We start from the raw sequence: 17,686 nt of genomic DNA, 5'->3' as shown, positions 1-17,686 counted from the left end.
CGGGGCTTCGCTGTTAGCATTGCCTCGGAACGCGCGCGGGGGAAGACCGCGCCGCCGAATCTCGACGCCACAGGAGTGCAACCATGTCCGAATCCTCGCTGCAGGCTTCGCTTGCCGACATCGACCCGCAGATCGCCGAAGTCCTCGACCTCGAGCTGGGGCGACAGCGGTCGACGCTTGAGATGATCGCCTCGGAGAACTTCGTGCCGCGCGCCGTTCTCGAGGCGCAGGGCTCGGTGCTGACGAACAAGTATGCGGAAGGGTACCCGGGCAAGCGCTACTACGGCGGCTGCGAGTTCGTCGACATCGCCGAGGATCTCGCGATCGACCGCGCCAAGAGCCTCTTCGGCGCCGAGTACGCCAACGTCCAGCCGCACTCCGGCGCCTCGGCCAACGCCGCGGTCATGCACGCGCTCGCCCGCCAGGGCGACAAGATGCTCGGCCTCTCGCTCGCCCACGGCGGCCACCTCACGCACGGCATGAAGATCAACTTCTCCGGTCGCCTCTACGATGTGGCGTCGTACGAGGTCGACCCCGACACGTACCGCATCGACATGGACCAGGTGCGGCAAAAGGCCCTCGACCACCGTCCCGAGGTCATCGTCGCCGGATGGTCGGCGTACCCCCGCCAGCTCGACTTCCAGGCCTTCCGCGACATCGCCGACGAGGTCGGAGCGAAGCTGTGGGTGGACATGGCCCACTTCGCCGGTCTCGTCGCCGCCGGACTCCACCCCAACCCGGTGCCCTTCGCCGACGTCGTCTCCTCGACGGTGCACAAGACGATCGGCGGACCCCGGTCGGGCTTCATCCTCGGCAAGGAGGAGTACGCGAAGAAGCTCAACTCGGCCGTCTTCCCCGGCCAGCAGGGCGGCCCCCTCATGCATGTCATCGCCGCGAAGGCCGTGGCCTTCAAGCTCGCCGCCTCCGAGGAGTTCCGCGACCGGCAGGAGCGCACCGTGCGCGGCGCGCAGATCCTCGCCGAGCGCCTCCTCGCCGCTGACGTCGCCGAGGCGGGCGCCACCGTGCTCACCGGCGGCACCGACGTCCACCTCGTCCTCGTCGACCTCCGCAACTCCGCCCTCGACGGCCAGCAGGCCGAGGACCTCCTCCACGAGGTCGGCATCACCGTCAACCGCAACGCCGTCCCCTTCGACCCGCGTCCGCCGATGGTCACCTCGGGACTGCGGATCGGCACCCCGGCACTCGCGACCCGCGGTTTCGGCGACAAGGAATTCACCGAGGTCGCCGACGTCATCGCCGAGGCGCTCAAGCCCGGCGCCGACGTCGAGGCGCTCGCGGCTCGGGTGAAGAAGCTCAGCGATGACTTCCCCCTCTATGAAGGACTGGAGCAGTACTGATGGCAGCGCAGATCCTCGACGGCAAGGCCGCCGCCGCGCAGATGAAGGACGAGATGCGCGCCGAGGTCGCCCGTCTCGCCGCACAGGGCATCGTCCCCGGACTCGGCACCGTCCTCGTCGGTGACGATCCCGGATCGAAGTGGTACGTCGCCGGCAAGCACCGCGACTGCGCCGAGGTCGGCATCGAGTCGATCCGCCGCGATCTGCCCGAGACGATCACCCAGGACGAGCTCTTCGCCGTCATCGACGAGCTCAACGCCAACGACGCGTGCACCGGCTACATCGTCCAGTTGCCGCTGCCGGACCACATCGACACCGATGCGGTGCTCGAGCGCATCGACCCGGCCAAGGACGCCGACGGTCTCCACCCGACGAACCTCGGCCGACTCATGCTCAACGTCAGCCGGGAGATCACGACGCCGCTGCCGTGCACCCCGCGCGGTGTCATCGAACTCATGGTGCGCAACGGGATCGACCTGCCCGGCAAGCACGTCGTCGTCATCGGCCGCGGCGTCACCGTCGGCCGTTCGATCGGCTCCCTGCTCACCCGCCGGGAGTACAACGCGACGGTGACCCTGACCCACACGGGCACGACGAACCTGCCCGAGCTGCTCGCCCAGGCCGACATCATCGTCGCCGCTGCCGGGTCCCCGCGCCTCGTCAAGCCCGAGGACGTCAAGCCCGGCGCGATCGTCCTCGACGTCGGCGTCTCCCGGGAGGAGGACCCCGAGACCGGCAAGTCGACGATCGTCGGCGACGTCGATCCCGGAGTCGCCGAGGTGGCCGGCTGGATCTCGCCCAACCCCGGTGGCGTCGGTCCGATGACCCGGGCCCTGCTGCTGCAGAACGTCGTCGACATGGCGGCGCGCTCCGCCGAGTGACCGAGCATCGACCGTCGAGCGGCGACTGACGACCGTCGACCGTCGAGCGTCGAGCGTCGACTGACGACCGTCGAGCGTCGACTGACGACCGGAAACGGCCCGGATGCCCCGGGCCGTTTCCGTATTCACACCAGGCCGGGTGACCGGTCATGGAAGCCCGGTCACATCTGCGCCTGTCAGGCAGACCCGGTCACACGGTGCCGGTGTCCGCCAGTCGCCGTCCCTGCGCGGTGAGCGCCTCGAGTCCGGCGGCGATCGTCGGATGGGAGGCGCTGCCGGCGCGGATGTAGGCGCGCAGGCGCCGGTGCGGAACGGTGTGGGAGTCCGGCCAGCCCAGCTCGAGACGATGGACCCCGGACTCCGGGGCGATCCTGATCGTGCGGGGGAGCAGGGCGATGCCGTGCCCGTATTCGACGAGAGCGATGATCGCGCCCCAGTCGAGAGCGTCGTGTCGCAGGTGAGGAGTGAATCCGGCCTGGGCGCAGAGGCGGAGGAAGAGCGCCTTCTGGTCTCTGAGGTCACCGGCGCCGATCCACGTCTCCGCAGCGAGAGCCGAGAGTCCGACCCGCTCGTTGCCTGCGAGCGGGTGCCCGGGTTCGACGATGACGTCGAGGGGCTCAGTGAGCAGCTCGCGCACCTCCCACGGCCCGCCGTCGTCGGTCGTCGCCGTCGTGCCGGCCGAATCGGCAGCGCTGTCCGGGAGCGTGGCCTCCAGAGTCACGACGATGTCCGTCTCGGACTCGGCGAGCATGCGGAACCGGTCGCGCACCGCGTCCTCACCGATCTCCACCGCGATCTCCGGCAGCCGGGCCACCGCGGGACAGACGAGGGCGACGATCGCCGAGGCGACGGCGGAGATCCGCAGCCGGGCGCGACCGGCTGAGCGCAGGGCTGCGAGGTCGGCGAGGGTGGCCTCCCACTCGGCGTTGAGCGCCGTCGCATGCGCGAGGACGACCTCGGCGGCGGGAGTGAGCCTGACGTTGCGACCGACGGGTTCGACGAGATCGGCACCGACGACGCGGGCGAGTCCGCGCAGGTGCTGGGAGATCGTCGACGGCGTGACGTGGAGGAGCGCGGCGGCCGCGGTGACCGTGCCGGTGTCACGGACGGCGGCGAGCGATTTCAGGCGCGGGTCGATCATAGTGATTCACTGTACAGTTCGTCGCGAAACATTCGATGGACGCACACGATGCGCACCGGGCACGGTGGAGGCATGTGGGAAACCTTCGGATACGGACTCTGGGCAGGCTTCGGACTGGCGATCCCGGTCGGTGCGGTGGCCGTGCTCCTCATCCAGCGCACGGCGACGTCCTCGCTGCGCCACGGTCTCGCCGCCGCGACGGGAGCGGTCGCTGCCGATGCCCTCTACGCCCTCGCGGCGGTGGTCGGCGGGACCGCGGCCGCCAGGCTCATCACACCGTGGCAGGTGCCGGTGACGGTCGCCGGGGCGGGACTCCTCCTCTTCCTCGCTGGGCGGATCGCCATCGACGGCTTCCGGCGCGAGAACGACCATGCGGACGCGAGCGACGACTGCGCGGCCGCGAGGGGCGAACCGCGCTCACCGCTGCGTGAGGGGCTGCTCTTCTTCACCCTCACCGGACTCAACCCCTGGCCGCTGCTCTACTTCGTCTCCGTGGTGCTCTCGGGCGGTCTGCTCGCCTCCGCCGGTGCCGCGGACTCCGCAGCCCTGCTGGCCGGCATCGTCATCGCCTCGGCGTCCTGGCACTGCATCCTCGTCCTCATCGGTCGCGGTGCCGGCCGTCTGCTGCTCTCACCGACCGGTCGCCGAGTCGGGGGAATCGTCTCCGCGAGCGTCATCGCGGCACTGGCGATCCGGATGCTCAGCGGACTGTGACCCGCGTCTCCGGACTGTCCCGGTGCCGTGACTTGTTCCGGTGCCGCCGCTGTCCCGTGCTCCGGGGAGCGCAACGACGACGGCCCGGTCACCTCGCTGCAGGTGACCGGGCCGTCGATGTGGTGAGGAGACTCAGTCCTGGTCGAGCTTGAGTTCGAAGAACACGCGGGGATTGCCGGGGCCGGCGTAGTCCTCGACGAGTTCGCCGCTGAAGCCCATCGAGGAGTGGAAGGAGATCGCTCCCGACGAATCGGGCATCGTCGTCGCCTGCACCGAGTCGACGCGCAGTTTGCGGGAATGGTCGATGAACCGCTGGTAGAGCTCACGACCGATGCCGTGATGCCGGAAGTCCTTGTGTGCGGCGACGAGGTGGATGTAGCCGGGACCCTCCTGCGGGATGACTCCGAGGAGGTAGCCGACGATCTGACTGCGGTAGCGCGCGACGAGCCCGGAGGCGACGAACTGACGGAACCAGTACGCGTCGTGATCGGCGCGCAGGTCGCGATCTCCCCAGAAGTTCTCTTGGGCGCTGAGCAGGAATTCCCGCATCTCTCTGGCGTCGACTTCGTCGAGCGGGCTGATGCTCAGCTCCTCGGCGTCGAAAGTCTCCTCTTCGGCCATTGCGCCTCCTCAGGTCGGCAGTTTCTCAATTCCCACCCTATAACGCGGAGCGCGCAAGAGCAGTTCGCTCTGTCATCATAGAGCACATGATTCGCATTGCCTCAGTCAACGTCAACGGAGTCCGAGCAGCCTGGCGGAAGGGGATGCCCGCCTGGGTCGACGCCTCCGCTCCGGACTTCATCACCCTCCAGGAGGTCCGCGCGGCCAACGACATCGCGCTCGGAGTCCTCGAGGAGAGCGGGTACACGACGATCAGCCACGACGCCGAGGCGAAGGGCCGGGCCGGGGTCGCCGTCATGGCGAAGGCCGCCCCGGTGGAGACGCGTGAGGGGATCGGGTCCGACGGCTACTTCGATCGGGCCGGACGGTGGCTGGAGACGGACTACCGCCTCGGCGACGGCACTCTGCTCACCCTCGTCTCCGCCTACGTCCACTCCGGTGAGGCAGGCACCCCGAAGCAGGACGACAAGTACCGGTTCCTCGACCGGATGACCGAGCGGATGCCGCAGCTCGCCGCGACCGCCGACCACGTGCTCGTCACCGGTGACCTCAACGTCTGCCACACCGAACGGGATCTCAAGAACTGGAAGGCGAACCGGAAGAAGGCCGGCTTCCTGCCGGAGGAGCGCGCGTACTTCGACGGGTTCTTCGGCGATGTCGGCTTCGTCGACGTCCACCGGCAGCTTGCCGGTGACATCGACGGGCCCTACACGTGGTGGTCGATGCGCGGGCAGGCCTTCGACAACGACGCAGGGTGGCGCATCGACTATCACATGGCCACTCCGGGACTGGCCGGAACGGCGACGGTCGCGACCGTCGACCGGGCGAACAGCTGGGCTGAGCGCTGGTCGGATCATGCCCCGCTCGTCATCGACTACGACCTGCCCGCCCCGCAGTGAGGTGAGCCGCCGCGGCGCCGAGGCAGTGCCGCGGCGGCGGCTTCGCGGATCGACAGTCAGGGGCTGCGGATCGAAGCCGCCGTGGCCGACGCCGCTGACATCAGTGCGCGGAGCCGACCTCGATGAGGAGGACACCGACGATGATGAGGCCGATGCCGGCGACCATGAGCCTCGTCAGGCGCTCCTGGAAGAGCACGCGTCCGGCGATCGCGGTCAGCGCGACACCGGTGGCCGCCCAGATCCCGTAGGCGACGCCGAGGGGGAAGCCGGTGCGCAGGGTGAGGCTGAGAAGGCTGAAGGAGACGATGTAGCCGCCGGCCACACCCGCGTACCACCATTTCGAGCCGCCCACCGAGGCCACGCGCAGGCAGATGGTCGCCGCGACCTCGAGGAGGATCGCGCCGATGAGGAGCGCCCAGCCGAGGATCATGACTCCTCCTGACGAGCCTGCGAATCGACTGACCGGCAAGCCTGCGATGTCGGCCCCGACCGGAGCGACTCCGCTTCCCCGCGATCCTCCGGCTTCGCCTCCCGCTGAGGCGACTCGGCGGGGTGCTCTGCCTCGGCGGGGTGCACCGCCTCGGAGGCGACTGCCGGGTGCACCGCCTCGGTGGCGGCGGCCGGCGGGTACTCCGCTTCGGTGGCGGCGACGGTCGGCCGGGCCTGCCCGCGGTGGCCGACTTCGACGAGGATGACCCCGGCCATGATGGCGACGATGCCGAGTGCCATGACGACGGTGATCGGCTCGGCGAAGAGCAGCGCCGAGGCGGCGGCCGTGAGCGCGACTCCCGAGGCACCCCAGATCCCGTAGGCGATGCCGAGCGGCATTCCCGACCGCAGCGTGAGGCTGAGGAAGACGAACGCGGCGGCATACCCGAGGGCCATGAGGATGTAGAGGGCCGGATGGTCGATCGCCGCCTTCATCGACAGCGTCCCCGTCACCTCGGCGAGGATCGCTCCTGCCAGAAACACCCACATTCGCACCCGTCCATCCTCCCCGATGACCACATCAGCGGGGAAGACCGTCTATCGACGTGAGACCGCCGATGCCCAGGGTGTGGACCGTCTGGACGGTTCACACCCTGGGCATCGGCAGTCTCAGCAGCAGCGCGCCTTCGGGTTGCGGTCCTGTTCATCGGTGTGGTCGCGCCAGAACTCCCGCTCTCCCATCGCGCCCTCACGGGTGCCGTGGCGGCGCTCATAGGACTCGAGGTAGTGGAGGTAGGCGTTCTCACCCATGATCTCTTTGAGGTACCAGAGCAGCCAGGCCCCGCCGCGGCGCAGGGACCCCCACGGATTCCTTGCGACTCGGGTCAGCAGCGGTGTCTCGGTCATGGTCGACTCCTGCCCGACCGTTCGTCCCACTGGGCCTGGACCTCGCGTTCGGACCGGCGGGCGATGAGGCCGGCGGGGGCGAAGAGCTTCGTCTCGGTGAACGGCTCCTCCGTCGTCGGCAGGGAGCCCTTGCGGATGGCTTCGATCGACTTCCACAGCGCCATGACGACGACCATGGCGACGAGGAGGGCGAAGATGATCGACAGCGTGCCCTGAACGAAGGTGTTGCGCACGACCGCGCTCATCGCCTCGACCCCCTGGGTGGCCCCGAGCGAGGTCTCTCCCGCGGCCAGCGCATCGCGGTACGCGAAATGCTGGGCCCAGTAGCCGAGCTTGGGGTCGGCGGAGAAGATCTTCTGCCACGACGCCGTCATCGTCACGATGAGGTCCCATGCCAGCGGGATGCCGGGGATCCACGCGTAGCGCGCGAGCCCCATCTTGCACACGATCGCGAAGATCACGGCGAGGGCGATCGCGGCGAGCAGCTGATTCGAGATGCCGAAGAGCGGGAAGAGGGTGTTGATGCCGCCGAGCGGATCGGTCACCCCCATGAGCAGGATCGATCCCCACGCGCCGACCATGATCGCCGTCGTCAGCCACGCGCCCGGAGTCCACGAGGGATCGCGGAACCGCTTGGAGAAGTTGCCGAGGGCGTCGCTGAGCATGAAGCGGGCGACACGGGTGCCGGCATCGATCGTCGTGAGGATGAAGAGCGCCTCGAACATCACGGCGAAGTGGTACCAGAACGACATCCAGGCCGGTCCGCCGAAGACGCTGTGGAGGATCTGCGCCATGCCCATGGCGAGGGTCGGTGCGCCGCCGGTGCGGGAGACGATGCTCTCCTCACCGACGTCGCGAGCGGCCTGTTCGAGGAACTGCGGCGTCGTCTCGACCCCCGACATGCCGAGGGAGTTGTTGATGAAGTCCGCGGCGCCCTGGGCGGTGCCGCCGGTCAGCGGTTCGGCGGCGTTCATCGCGAAGTAGAGGCCCTTGTCGAGGCAGATCGCGGCGACGAGCGCCATGATCGCGACGAAGGACTCCATGAGCATGCCGCCGTAGCCGATGAGTCGGGCCTGGGATTCCTTCTCGATGAGCTTCGGGGTCGTGCCCGAGGCGATGAGCGCGTGGAAGCCCGAGAGCGCACCGCACGCGATCGTGATGAAGAGGAACGGGAAGAGCGCGCCGGCGAAGGCGGGACCGGCGGAGTTGAACGCGAACTCGGTGAACGCGGGCATCTGCACGGTCGGGTTGACGATGAGGATGCCGACGGCGAGCAGCACGATCGTGCCGATCTTCATGAACGTCGAGAGGTAGTCGCGCGGGGCGAGGAGCACCCACACGGGCAGGACGGCGGCGAGGAAGCCGTAGATCATCAGGCACCATGCGAGCGTCACCTTGTCGAGGGTGAAGACCTCCGACCAGACGGGGGAGCTGTTGACCCAGCCGCCGGCGATGATCGCCGCGAGCAGGAGGACGACGCCGATGACCGAGGTCTCGATGACCTTGCCCGGACGCAGGTAGCGCATGTAGACGCCCATGAACACGGCGATGGGAATGGTCATCGCGATCGAGAAGACGCCCCAGGGGCTCTCGGCGAGGGCGTTGATGATGACGACGCCGAGGACCGCGATGAGGATGACCATGATGAGGATGATGCCGATCGAGGCGATGACACCGCCGGTCCTGCCGAGTTCGTCACGGGTCATCTGCCCGAGCGAGCGGCCGTTGCGGCGCACCGAGAAGTACAGGACCATGTAGTCCTGGACGCCGCCGGCGAGGATGACGCCGACGATGATCCACAGGGTGCCCGGCAGGTAGCCCATCTGCGCGGCGAGGATCGGGCCGACGAGCGGTCCGGCACCGGAGATCGCGGCGAAGTGGTGGCCGAAGAGGACGCGACGGTCCGTCGGCGCGAAGTCACGGCCGTTGTCGTTGATCTCCGCCGGAGTCGCCCGCCGCGGGTCGGGACGGCAGATCTTCCACTCGATGAACTTCGCGTAGAAGCGGAAACCGATGAGGTAGCTGCCGACGGCGGCGGCGACGAACCAGCTCGCCGAGAGGTTCTCCCCGCGGACGAAGGCGACCATCGTCCATCCCGCACCGGCGATGAGGGCGATGGCCACCCAGAGCACGATCTTGCCCGGCGTCCACCGGGGCTTCTCCACCACACCGACCGGGGGCAGCCCCTCTTCGGTCTTGACGTATTCAACCGACACGCGGTCCTCCTCATTGAGCTGGGTCGTCCACGATCCGCCCGGCACTCCCTGCGACAGCGCCGGCCGGTCGGGGTCCTTGTCGTGCGGCACCCCGTCCCACCAGCCTCAACATGTGAAGAGCCTTGGCGAATCATGTGTTCTGGGTGACATCATACTCGCCGCGGTGTGCTGCGAGTCACGCGGTGGACACCGGCATCGGCCGGTGTCGGACAGCGGCGTGGGAGGCGGGGCGCCGAGGTGGCAAAATGGAGCCATGACGACGACTTCACTGCCCCGTACCGTGTCCGGAATCCAAGCGACCTCCGATTCCCTCCATCTCGGCAACTACATCGGGGCCCTGCAGCAGTTCGTCACCCATCAGCAGTCCCATGACGCGTTCTACTTCATCGCCAACATGCACGCGATCACCGTCGAACAGGACCCCGTCGAGCTCAGGGAGCGGACCCTGCGCACAGCCGCGCAGTTCATCGCCGCCGGCATCGATCCGGAGGCCTCGACGATCTTCGTCCAGTCGCAGGTTCCCGCCCACCCGCGTCTGAGCTGGGTGCTCGAGTGCACGACCTCGATGGGCGAGGCGACGCGGATGACCCAGTTCAAGGACAAATCGGCGAAGCAGGGCCACGTGTCCCTCGGGCTGCTGACGTATCCGGCCCTCATGGCCGCCGACATCCTCCTCTACAACCCGCAGATGGTGCCCGTCGGGGAGGACCAGCGCCAGCACCTCGAACTCACCCGCAACCTCGCCGAGCGGTTCAACCACCGGTTCGGTGAGACCTTCGTCGTGCCCGAGGCGCAGATCCTCAAGGCCACCGCGAAGATCTACGACCTCCAGAACCCGGACGCGAAGATGTCGAAGTCCCTGCCGAGCCCGCTCGGCCGCATCGACCTCCTCGACGAGCCGAAGGCCCTGACGAAGAAGATCAAGTCCGCCGTCACCGACGACGAGACGGAGATCCGGTTCGATCCGACGGCCAAGCCCGGGGTCTCGAATCTCCTGACGATCTACTCGTCGCTGACGAACCGGCCCGTCGACGACATCGTCGCCGACTACGCGGGGAAGATGTACGGTCACCTCAAGGTCGATCTCGCCGAGGTGGCCGTCGAGGCCCTGACGCCGGTGCGGGAGCGCACGCTCGAGCTCCTTGAGGACCGTGCCCAGCTGCAGCGGATCCTCGACGCCGGGGCGGAGAAGGCGAACGCCATCGCCGAGGTGACACTGCGCGAGGTTTATGACAAGGTCGGTTTCATCTGAACCAGCCGTCGGGACACCCCGACGACCATCCCAACGTACCCGCCGAGCGCGTGGAGGAGCCGCCGTGGCCAAGAAGAAGACCGCAGAGGGACCGCTCAACCTGACTCCGGACATGCTGCACACCGCAGCCCGGCTCGAGGACCGCTTCAACGGATGGATCCAATCGCGGGCGACCAACCACAGCTACCAGCGGACGGTGCTCGCCTACGACACGTACGGCGGCACCGACTGGGTGCGGGTCCTCGGCCGCCTCGTGCTCACCCCCGACGGCCACCCCTCGGCCGATGCGCAGGCCAGCGTCCGCGGCTGGCGCTCGTTCGTCAGCGTCCCGCTGCCCAACGACACGGCGTGGGTGCGGATCAACGACGAGGAGCACATGGTCACCTCGGACCGGGGCGGGATCATCGACACCGTCATCCCCGGCGACTTCACCCCGGGGGAGACGGAGATCGAACTGTGGACCGACGGGTCGCTCGTCGACTCGGCCGCGGTGCGCATCATCGGCGAGGATTCGACGTTCGGCATCATCTCCGACATCGACGACACGGTCATGGTGACCTCGCTGCCGCGCCCCTTCCTCGCCGCGTGGAACACCTTCGTCCTCAGCGAGCACGCGCGCTCGCCGGTGGCGGGCATGTCCGTGCTCTACGACCGGATCACGTACATGCGGCCGAACACCCCGATCATCTACCTCTCGACGGGAGCGTGGAACTCGGCGATCACGCTCAAGCGGTTCCTCTCCCGCAACCTCTACCCGATCGGGCCGCTGCTGCTCACCGACTGGGGGCCGACGACGACCCGCGTCTTCCGCTCGGGCAAGGAGCACAAGCGCAACACCCTCGAGCGGCTGGCCCGGGACTTCCCGTGGATGAAGTGGCTGCTCATCGGCGATGACGGGCAGAACGACGAGGAGCTCTACGGCGAGTTCGTCGAGAACCACCCGAACAACGTCGCCGCCGTCGCGATCCGGCAGCTCACCGTCGGTGAGGCCGTGTGGGCCGGTGGTCGCTCGAAGCGCCACGGCCGCGGTCAGGGCGTGCCGTGGATCTACGCGCCCGACGGCGCGGGCCTGGCCTCCCGGCTCACCGAGCGCGGCATCATCTCAACGATCTGACTCCGGTGCCCCGGGACTCCACCGGGGTCACGGGCAGGGCTCGAGACGGACACGTCGCGCCGAGACCGCCACTTGTGAGCGGCGGTCTCGGCGCGACGTGTCCGTCTCGGCGACGGCGCGGACTCAGACGGTGCCGGGGGCCGCAGCGGGAGCGGTGCGGGCCAGTCGCGTCCGCAGCTCGTCCTCGGCGTCACGGAACTCGGCGACGAGGCGGTCGACGAGCTCGGCGGTGGTGCGCTGCAGCCCGAGCGCGCCGATGCCCTGGCCCGACCCCCAGATGTCCTTCCACGCCTTCGCGTCGGAGTTCGGGTCGGTGCCGAAGTCCATCTTCGAGGGGTCGGCCTCGGGCAGGTCGTCGGGGTCGAAGCCGGCGGCGACGATCGAGCCGCGCAGGTAGTTGCCCTTGACCCCGGTGAAGTAGTTCGAGTAGACGACGTCGTCGGCGGCGGACTCGACGATCATCTGCCGGTACGCGTCGACGACGTTGGCCTCGGGGGTCGAGAGGAACGCCGAGCCGATGTAGGCGTAGTCCGCGCCGGCGGCCAGCGCCGCGAGGATTGACCGGCCGTGGGCGATCGCCCCGGAGAGCAGCAGCGGCCCGTCGAACCAGCTGCGGATCTCCTGGACGAGAGCGAACGGAGAGAGCGCGCCCGCGTGCCCGCCGGCCCCGGCGGCCACGGCGATGACGCCGTCGGCACCCTTCTCGACGGCCTTGTGGGCGAAGCGGTTGTTGATGATGTCGTGGAGGACGACGCCGCCGTACGAGTGGACGGCCTCATTGACCTCTTCCCTGGCACCGAGCGAGGTGATGACGATGGGCACCTTGTGCCTGACCACCTCGGCGAGGTCGGCCTCGAGGCGATTGTTCGACCGGTGGACGATGAGGTTGGCCGCGAACGGGGCGGCGGGGGACTCCGGGTGGGCTGCGGTGTAGTTCGCGTTCGACTCGGTGATCTCGTCGAACCAGTCGGCCAGCAGCGATGCCGGCCGCGCGTTGAGGGTGGGGAACGCCCCGACGATGCCGGCCTGGCACTGGGCGGTGACGAGTTCGGGGCCCGATGCGATGAACATCGGGGAGCCGAAGACCGGGAGGCGCAGCCTCAGGTCGAGAGAGTCAATGGGGTTCACGATGCCTCCTTGGATGAGCGAACAGCACCACTCTAACTGAACGAGTGTTAAAAACCGGTGCGCAGGGAGCAGAAAGCGGGGGCGCGGCCGATGATTCGGCTGCGCCCCCGCCTCGCGATCGGCGTCCGTCAGGAGTCGGTGAAGTGCGGATCCCGCTTCTCGACGAAGGCGGCCATGCCCTCGGTCTGGTCGTTCGTCGCGAGCACCGAGTGGAAGAGGCGGCGTTCGTAGCGCAGGCCCTGCTCGAGCGTCGTGTCGAATGCGACGTTGATCGCCTCCTTGACCATCGCCGAGGCGATGAGGGACTTCCCGGCGATCGTGCGGGCGATCTCGTTCGCCGTCGACAGGAGCTCCTCGGGGGCGACGACGCGGGCGACGAGGCCCGAGCGCTCAGCCTCCTCGGCGTCCATCATCCGCCCGGTCAGGCACATGTCCATCGCCTTCGCCTTGCCGACGGCCCGGGTCAGACGCTGGGACCCGCCCATGCCGGGGAGCACACCGAGGTTGATCTCGGGCTGACCGAACTTCGCCGTCGTCGCGGCGATGAGGATGTCGCCCATCATCGCGACCTCGCAGCCTCCGCCGAGGGCGTAGCCGCTGACGGCGGTGATGATCGGCTTGCGGACGTTCGTCAGGCGCTCCCAGCCGGAGAACCAGTCGGCCCGGTAGGCGGTGGCGAAGTCGAGTTCCGACATCTCCTTGATGTCCGCGCCGGCCGCGAACGCCTTCTCGCTGCCGGTGATGATGATCGCGCGCACCGCGTCATCGGCGTCGAACGCGGTCGCCGCATCGGTGATGTCGGTGAGGACCTGGAGGTTGAGCGCGTTGAGCGCCTTGGGCCGGTTGATCGTGATCGTGGCGACTCCGTCGTCGACGGAGGTGAGGATGGTTGCGTAGTCGCTCATGAGAACACCTTGTCTGTCTGCTCGGTGGTGAGGATGGCGGTCACGGTGGCGTCGTCGACCTCGCTGAGGGAGGCCGGCGACCACTGGGGGCTGCGGTCCTTGTCGATGACCTGCGCGCGGATGCCCTCGCGCAGATCGGGTCGGCGCGTCATCTCGACGGCGATGCGGTAGTCCTGTTCGAGCACCTCGGCGAGTGTCATGTCCGCGGCCCGCCGCAGGGCGGCCAGGGTCACCTTCACCGAGGTGGGGGCCTTCGTCCGGATGAGGGCGGCAGCCGCGTTCGCCTCGGGGTTCGGATGGGCCTCGAGGCGGGCGAGGATCTCCTCGATGTCATCGCCGGTGTAGCACTCGTCGATCCAGGCGGCCGCCTCGGCGAGGTCATCGGCCGGGGCCTGCGCGGCATAGCGGGAGACGACGGTCTCGACGTCCTCCCCGGCTTCGAGGTCGGCGATGAGGGTGGGGAGGTCGGCTTCGGGGACGTAGTGATCGGCGAGGTCGAGGGCCAGCGCCGCGCCCGGGCCCACCGCGGTGCCGGTCAGCGCCAGGTGCGTGCCGAGCTCACCGGGAGCGCGCGCGAGCAGATAGGTGCCGCCGACGTCGGGGAAGAGGCCGATGCCGGTCTCGGGCATCCCGACCTTCGTGGAATCCGTGACGATGCGCTCGGAGCCGTGCCCGGAAATCCCGACGCCGCCGCCCATCGTGATGCCGTTCATGATGACGACGTAGGGCTTCGGGTACTCGGCGATCGCGGCGTTCATCCGGTACTCGCGGTTCCAGAACTTCGCGTTCTCGCCCGTGCCCTCGACGATGTCGGTGTAGACGGCTTTGATGTCCCCGCCGGCGCACAGACCGCGCTCGCCGCGGCCGGTGACGAGCACGGTGGTCACGGAGTCGTCGTCGTACCAGCTGCGGAGGGCGTCATCGATGCCGGCGACCATGTCGAGGCTGAGCGCGTTGATCAGCTTCGGTCGGTTGAGTTCGATCCGTCCGAGGCCGCCGGACGCTGTGGCGATGATGCTCGGATTCTCTGTCGTCATATCAGCCCACTCCTGTGCTCTTGCGCGAGATGATCACGCGCATGATTTCGTTGGTGCCTTCCAGAATCTGGTGGACGCGCAGGTCACGAACCAGCTTCTCAATCCCATACTCTGTCAGATACCCGTAGCCGCCGTGGAGCTGGAGGGCCCGGTTGGCGACGTCGAAGCCGGTGTCGGTGGCGGTGAGCTTCGCCATCGCCGAGAGCAGGGACGTGTTCGGGTCGCCCGCGTCGTAGGCGTTCGCGGCCCGCCACAGGAGGGCGCGCGCGGCCTCGAGCTTCGTCTGCATCTCCGCGACCTCGAAGCGCAGCGCCTGGAAGCCGGTGAGCTCGGTGCCGAAAGCCTGGCGCTCGCCCATGTAGTCGATGGCCTTCTCGAGGGCGGACTGCCCACCGCCGAGCGAGCATGCCCCGATGTTGAGGCGGCCGCCGTCGAGTCCGGACATCGCGATCTTGAAGCCCTGGCCGAGGTCGCCGAGCATGTTCTCCTTCGGCACCCGGACGTTCTCCATGATGACCTGGCGGGTCGGCTGGGCGCGCCAGCCCATCTTCTGCTCGTTGGCGCCGAAGCTCAGGCCCTCCATCCCCTTCTCGAGGATGAACGCGGAGATCCCGCGGGCGCCGTCCTGGCCGGTGCGGGCCATGACGAGGTAGGTGTCGGTCGACCCGGCTCCGGAGATGAACTGCTTGACGCCGTTGAGGACGAAGTGGTCTCCGTCCTCGCGCGCCGAGGTGCGCAGGGCGCCGGCATCGGATCCGGCGTTGGGTTCGGTGAGGCAGTAGCTGCCTAGGTGCTCCATCGAGACGAGCGGCAGGAGGTACTTCTCCTTCTGCTCCTCGTTGCCGTACTTGTCGATCATCCACGCGACCATGTTGTGGATCGAGATGTAGGCGGCCACCGACGGGCAGCCGGTCGACATCGCCTCGAAGATCAGGGCCGCATCCATCCGGCCCATCCCGGTGCCCCCGGACTCCTCACGGACGTAGATGCCGCCCATGCCGAGTTCTGCCGACTTCCTGATGACGTCGACGGGGAAATGATGGTCGGCGTCCCAGTCGAGGGCGTAGGGCGCGATCTCCGTGTCGGCGAAGTCGCGGACCATGGCAGAGATCGTCTGCTGCTCCTCGGTGAGGCCGAACGGCAGGGCAGTCACAGTGCTGCGGGACATGGTTCCTCCAGGATGACGGGTGGGCGCTGGTGCGCTCGAGCGAGGTGGGCGGCGTGACCGCGATCACGGGCACGGCATTGTCATCAGGATACGGAGAATTTACTAGGACGTCCAACTAAATGCACCGAGGCTGCTCTCCCGTGATGGTGAGCCGGCGGAGTCCCGGAATTGCGGCAGGGGGTCCCGGGAGAGCGGTGGGGGAGTCCCGGAGGGTCATGGAGCCCGGTGGACTCAGGGGCCCGGCGGTCGCGTCAGGAGGGGTCCTCGAGGCGCACCCGCAGCGCCTCGAGGTGGGGGAGGAGCGCGCTTCCGCCGGTGCCGGAGACGGCCGGGGACGTGAAGACCTCGTCATTGAGCGCCGAGGTGGCGCGGGCGGCGAGCTCGCGACCGGCCTCGGTGAGGTCGACGAGTGTGGTCCGGCGGTCGTCGGGATGGCTGCGACGACGGACGAGGCCGGCTTTCTCGAGGCGATCGACGGAGTTCGTCGTCGACGTCGCGTGGACCTGGAGGCGGGCGGAGATCTTCGACATCGGCAGGGTGCCGGACTTCGTGAACGAGAGCAGAGTGAGCACCTCGTAGCGCGAGAACGTCAGGGAGAAGGGCTTGAGCGCGGCGTCGACCATCGCGAGGAAGAGCTGGTGGACGCGCATCACGGAGATGACGGTGTTCATGCCGTCGGCGGCCTCATCCCAGCCGTGTGCGAGCCACTGCTTCCGTGACTCCTCGATGGGATCGAACCGTACCGCTGTGCTCTTCTCCGGCGCCATTGTCGACAGTGTAGTGAAGTGAGAGGATTGGCGCATGTGCGGTCGACTCAACCTGTCATCTGACCCGGCGGACCTCGCCGACGAGCTCCGCCTCGACGTCGTCTCCTACGACTACACCCCGCGGTACAACGTTCCCCCGGGTGCCGACATCCCCATCGTCGTCGAGCGCCTCGACGACGAAGGACAGCTCACTCGCCGTCTCGAAGCGGCATCGTGGGGACTCGTGCCCAGTTGGGCGAAGGACCGGGCGATCGGGTTCAAGGCCTTCAATGCGCGTTCGGAGACGGTGCTCGAGAAGCCGATGTTCCGGCAGGCGATCAAACGCCGGCGGTGCGCCCTTCCCATCCCGGGCTACTACGAGTGGGAGGTCACCGAGGACGGCAAGCAGCCGTGGATGATGTCGGCGGCCGGTCCGGGCCCGCTCTTCATGGCGGGGCTCTTCGAGTTCTGGAAGCAGCCCGACGACACCTGGCTCGTGTCGACGTCGATCCTCACGATGGCGTCGGCCGGTCATCTCAGTGACGTCCACGACAGGATGCCGGTGTTCCTCGGCCGTGAGCACATCGACGATTGGATGAATCCGGCGCTGCCGAGCGGCGAGGTCCCCGACCTGCTGGCGGCCACGCTCGCCCAGGTTGATCCCGCCAGCGTGACCAGGCATCGGGTCGGCAAGGCCGTCGGCAACGTCCGCAACGACTCTCCGGCACTCATCGAACCTGTTGCCTGAGGGCGTTGGGCTGCTGGTGTTCGCGCGCTGGGCGACGCGGTGAGCGAGATCACCCTCCGAAGGGCGTTCTGCCCCTTGTGGGTGCCGATCCGGGTGGTGTAGAGTAAATCGAGCTGCCGGCCCGATGGGCCACAGCGAACGCTTCAGATGGATTTCGATCCAGGTGACGCGGAGGTGAACTCCGGGTTGCGGACATCGAAGAGACACTGTAGAGTAGAGATCCGCTGGTACGGCGGGCCGCAAGGCGAAGAGTACAAATCCTGTGGATGCCCCCGGTTGATCACGCGGATGATGGTTCGTGTGATGGTTGGGTGTGTGTTTGTGGTTTGAGAATCCAATAGCGTGTTTGTTTGAACAATGTGATGCCAGAAAATTTTTTCTGGTAAGACAACCACACCATGACCCATTGCCTGGGTTGTGGTG

Annotated in this window: 19 protein-coding genes; 7 read left to right on the top strand and 12 right to left on the bottom strand. The window is 68.0% G+C overall.

Going from position 1 to position 17,686, the window contains the following annotated elements; translation table 11 throughout:
- Positions 1-83 precede the first annotated feature (83 nt).
- Together glyA and FJ887_RS12490 are read left to right on the top strand one after the other, a co-directional pair.
- A complete protein-coding gene (gene glyA / locus FJ887_RS12495) occupies positions 84-1,358 on the top strand; it encodes a serine hydroxymethyltransferase (RefSeq protein ID WP_137826630.1) in 1,275 nt (424 codons plus the stop codon).
- Positions 1,358-2,239, top strand: a complete 882-nt coding sequence (locus tag FJ887_RS12490) for a bifunctional methylenetetrahydrofolate dehydrogenase/methenyltetrahydrofolate cyclohydrolase (RefSeq protein WP_137826629.1) — start codon at positions 1,358-1,360, stop codon at positions 2,237-2,239. The genes glyA and FJ887_RS12490 overlap by 1 nt, the downstream gene beginning before the upstream one ends.
- A gap of 190 nt (positions 2,240-2,429) precedes the next feature.
- Here the strand turns inward: FJ887_RS12490 and FJ887_RS12485 are convergent, their stop codons facing one another.
- Positions 2,430-3,380: a LysR substrate-binding domain-containing protein gene (locus FJ887_RS12485; RefSeq protein WP_137826628.1), complete on the bottom strand. Its 951-nt coding sequence runs from the start codon at positions 3,378-3,380 to the stop codon at positions 2,430-2,432.
- A 72-nt stretch (positions 3,381-3,452) separates the two neighbouring features.
- Between FJ887_RS12485 and FJ887_RS12480 the strand changes: the two genes are divergently transcribed.
- Positions 3,453-4,094, top strand: a complete 642-nt coding sequence (locus tag FJ887_RS12480; RefSeq protein ID WP_181365661.1) for a LysE family transporter — start codon at positions 3,453-3,455, stop codon at positions 4,092-4,094.
- Positions 4,095-4,226: 132 nt separating this feature from the next.
- Here FJ887_RS12480 and FJ887_RS12475 read toward each other — a convergent pair whose 3' ends face one another.
- Positions 4,227-4,715, bottom strand: a complete 489-nt coding sequence (locus tag FJ887_RS12475) for a GNAT family N-acetyltransferase (protein WP_137826626.1) — start codon at positions 4,713-4,715, stop codon at positions 4,227-4,229.
- Positions 4,716-4,801: 86 nt separating this feature from the next.
- On the opposite strand from FJ887_RS12475, the gene FJ887_RS12470 reads away from it, so the two are divergent.
- Positions 4,802-5,614: an exodeoxyribonuclease III gene (locus FJ887_RS12470; protein WP_171007101.1), complete on the top strand. Its 813-nt coding sequence runs from the start codon at positions 4,802-4,804 to the stop codon at positions 5,612-5,614.
- A 100-nt stretch (positions 5,615-5,714) separates the two neighbouring features.
- Here the strand turns inward: FJ887_RS12470 and FJ887_RS12465 are convergent, their stop codons facing one another.
- The 4 genes from FJ887_RS12465 to FJ887_RS12450 all read right to left on the bottom strand — a co-directional run bounded on the left by FJ887_RS12465 (position 5,715) and on the right by FJ887_RS12450 (position 9,165).
- A complete protein-coding gene (locus FJ887_RS12465; RefSeq protein ID WP_137826625.1) occupies positions 5,715-6,044 on the bottom strand; it encodes a DMT family transporter in 330 nt (109 codons plus the stop codon).
- Entirely contained in the window at positions 6,041-6,592 is a 552-nt protein-coding gene (locus tag FJ887_RS18560; RefSeq protein WP_349290529.1) for a DMT family transporter, read from the bottom strand. The genes FJ887_RS12465 and FJ887_RS18560 overlap by 4 nt, the downstream gene beginning before the upstream one ends.
- A gap of 120 nt (positions 6,593-6,712) precedes the next feature.
- Entirely contained in the window at positions 6,713-6,949 is a 237-nt protein-coding gene (locus FJ887_RS12455) for a CstA-like transporter-associated (seleno)protein (protein ID WP_137826624.1), read from the bottom strand.
- Complete coding sequence (locus FJ887_RS12450; protein ID WP_137826637.1) at positions 6,946-9,165, bottom strand: carbon starvation CstA family protein; 2,220 nt, start codon at positions 9,163-9,165, stop codon at positions 6,946-6,948. The genes FJ887_RS12455 and FJ887_RS12450 overlap by 4 nt, the downstream gene beginning before the upstream one ends.
- A gap of 253 nt (positions 9,166-9,418) precedes the next feature.
- Here FJ887_RS12450 and trpS point away from each other — a divergent pair, with 253 nt between their 5' ends.
- Together trpS and FJ887_RS12440 are read left to right on the top strand one after the other, a co-directional pair.
- Entirely contained in the window at positions 9,419-10,417 is a 999-nt protein-coding gene (gene trpS, locus FJ887_RS12445; protein WP_137826623.1) for a tryptophan--tRNA ligase, read from the top strand.
- A 64-nt stretch (positions 10,418-10,481) separates the two neighbouring features.
- A complete protein-coding gene (locus FJ887_RS12440) occupies positions 10,482-11,531 on the top strand; it encodes an App1 family protein phosphatidate phosphatase (RefSeq protein ID WP_137826622.1) in 1,050 nt (349 codons plus the stop codon).
- 123 nt (positions 11,532-11,654) lie between these two features.
- On the opposite strand, the gene FJ887_RS12435 is transcribed toward FJ887_RS12440, so the two are convergent.
- The 5 genes from FJ887_RS12435 to FJ887_RS12415 form a co-directional block, all read right to left on the bottom strand.
- Complete coding sequence (locus FJ887_RS12435) at positions 11,655-12,659, bottom strand: NAD(P)H-dependent flavin oxidoreductase (protein WP_249356886.1); 1,005 nt, start codon at positions 12,657-12,659, stop codon at positions 11,655-11,657.
- A gap of 128 nt (positions 12,660-12,787) precedes the next feature.
- A complete protein-coding gene (locus FJ887_RS12430) occupies positions 12,788-13,564 on the bottom strand; it encodes an enoyl-CoA hydratase (protein WP_137826621.1) in 777 nt (258 codons plus the stop codon).
- Entirely contained in the window at positions 13,561-14,601 is a 1,041-nt protein-coding gene (locus tag FJ887_RS12425) for an enoyl-CoA hydratase/isomerase family protein (RefSeq protein WP_137826620.1), read from the bottom strand. The genes FJ887_RS12430 and FJ887_RS12425 overlap by 4 nt, the downstream gene beginning before the upstream one ends.
- Position 14,602: 1 nt before the next feature.
- On the bottom strand, positions 14,603-15,769 hold the full coding sequence (locus FJ887_RS12420; RefSeq protein WP_137826619.1) for an acyl-CoA dehydrogenase family protein: 1,167 nt from the start codon (positions 15,767-15,769) through the stop codon (positions 14,603-14,605).
- Positions 15,770-16,020: 251 nt separating this feature from the next.
- On the bottom strand, positions 16,021-16,536 hold the full coding sequence (locus tag FJ887_RS12415; protein WP_137826618.1) for a MarR family winged helix-turn-helix transcriptional regulator: 516 nt from the start codon (positions 16,534-16,536) through the stop codon (positions 16,021-16,023).
- A 34-nt stretch (positions 16,537-16,570) separates the two neighbouring features.
- Between FJ887_RS12415 and FJ887_RS12410 the strand changes: the two genes are divergently transcribed.
- Positions 16,571-17,263, top strand: a complete 693-nt coding sequence (locus FJ887_RS12410) for an SOS response-associated peptidase (RefSeq protein ID WP_137826617.1) — start codon at positions 16,571-16,573, stop codon at positions 17,261-17,263.
- Between the two features lie 143 nt (positions 17,264-17,406).
- Here the strand turns inward: FJ887_RS12410 and FJ887_RS12405 are convergent.
- Positions 17,407-17,686: hypothetical protein (locus FJ887_RS12405; RefSeq protein ID WP_250786239.1), on the bottom strand; the 280-nt coding region annotated here is incomplete at its 5' end.

It is taken from the genome of Brevibacterium sp. XM4083 (assembly GCF_006489205.2).
GTDB lineage: Bacteria > Actinomycetota > Actinomycetes > Actinomycetales > Brevibacteriaceae > Brevibacterium.
The sequence above is the reverse complement of the archived record's forward strand: the minus strand, read 5'-3'. Positions and strand labels throughout refer to the sequence as shown.

Coding starts and splice junctions, on each gene's coding strand:
- glyA (WP_137826630.1), top strand. CDS start 84: ATGTCCGAATCCTCGCTGCAGGCTTCGCTTGCCGACATCGACCCGCAG.
- FJ887_RS12490 (WP_137826629.1), top strand. CDS start 1,358: ATGGCAGCGCAGATCCTCGACGGCAAGGCCGCCGCCGCGCAGATGAAG.
- FJ887_RS12485 (WP_137826628.1), bottom strand. CDS start 3,380: ATGATCGACCCGCGCCTGAAATCGCTCGCCGCCGTCCGTGACACCGGC.
- FJ887_RS12480 (WP_181365661.1), top strand. CDS start 3,453: ATGTGGGAAACCTTCGGATACGGACTCTGGGCAGGCTTCGGACTGGCG.
- FJ887_RS12475 (WP_137826626.1), bottom strand. CDS start 4,715: ATGGCCGAAGAGGAGACTTTCGACGCCGAGGAGCTGAGCATCAGCCCG.
- FJ887_RS12470 (WP_171007101.1), top strand. CDS start 4,802: ATGATTCGCATTGCCTCAGTCAACGTCAACGGAGTCCGAGCAGCCTGG.
- FJ887_RS12465 (WP_137826625.1), bottom strand. CDS start 6,044: ATGATCCTCGGCTGGGCGCTCCTCATCGGCGCGATCCTCCTCGAGGTC.
- FJ887_RS18560 (WP_349290529.1), bottom strand. CDS start 6,592: ATGTGGGTGTTTCTGGCAGGAGCGATCCTCGCCGAGGTGACGGGGACG.
- FJ887_RS12455 (WP_137826624.1), bottom strand. CDS start 6,949: ATGACCGAGACACCGCTGCTGACCCGAGTCGCAAGGAATCCGTGGGGG.
- trpS (WP_137826623.1), top strand. CDS start 9,419: ATGACGACGACTTCACTGCCCCGTACCGTGTCCGGAATCCAAGCGACC.
- FJ887_RS12430 (WP_137826621.1), bottom strand. CDS start 13,564: ATGAGCGACTACGCAACCATCCTCACCTCCGTCGACGACGGAGTCGCC.
- FJ887_RS12425 (WP_137826620.1), bottom strand. CDS start 14,601: ATGACGACAGAGAATCCGAGCATCATCGCCACAGCGTCCGGCGGCCTC.
- FJ887_RS12420 (WP_137826619.1), bottom strand. CDS start 15,769: ATGTCCCGCAGCACTGTGACTGCCCTGCCGTTCGGCCTCACCGAGGAG.
- FJ887_RS12415 (WP_137826618.1), bottom strand. CDS start 16,536: ATGGCGCCGGAGAAGAGCACAGCGGTACGGTTCGATCCCATCGAGGAG.
- FJ887_RS12410 (WP_137826617.1), top strand. CDS start 16,571: ATGTGCGGTCGACTCAACCTGTCATCTGACCCGGCGGACCTCGCCGAC.